Here is a 505-nt window from a genome sequence, read left to right on the forward strand (position 1 = left end):
GGAGAATGAAGGAAACCGCAATGTTGTCGGCCATGTAAAAGAAGAAGCCGTTTTCTTGTTGGATTACCTGCAGCCTTGGTCCGCTTTCAAATTGATCTTTTCATAGGGGGTAAAAGAGATGCTTGAGAAAATTGCAGCCATTGCCGGCGCGATTGGAAGCCAGAGACATTTACGGGCGTTGAGAGACGGGATTTTACTCAGCATGCCGCTGATTATTATCGGTTCTTTTTTTCTCATATTGGGCAATCTGCCGATAAACGGCTACACCGATTGGTTGGCAAAGATTGAGCTGGCGCCCGTATTCAATAAAATTGTAAATGGTTCTTTCGGCCTGATGGCGATTATCGCCGTATTCGGCATTGCCAGGAGCCTTGCCGACTATTATGAAGTCGACGGGGTAAGCGCCGGGGTTGTGGCTTTGGCCAGTTTTGTCATTGTAACCCCGGATGTGGAGGCAAAAACCGGTTCGGGCATTCCATATGCTTTTGTAGGCAGCGGCGGGTTG

General features: G+C 48.7%; 2 protein-coding genes. Both read left to right on the forward strand.

The window, feature by feature from the left end; translation table 11 throughout:
- Nucleotides 1-106, forward strand: a 106-nt coding sequence (locus tag ACLWS4_RS37395; RefSeq protein ID WP_416876484.1) for a phospho-sugar glycosidase domain-containing protein, incomplete at its 5' end; no start/stop codon positions are given.
- Nucleotides 107-118: 12 nt separating this feature from the next.
- On the forward strand, nucleotides 119-505 hold a 387-nt coding region (locus ACLWS4_RS37400; RefSeq protein ID WP_416876483.1), incomplete at its 3' end, for a PTS transporter subunit EIIC.

It is taken from the genome of Kitasatospora sp. SC0581 (assembly GCF_048159585.1).
Lineage (GTDB): Bacteria > Actinomycetota > Actinomycetes > Streptomycetales > Streptomycetaceae > Kitasatospora.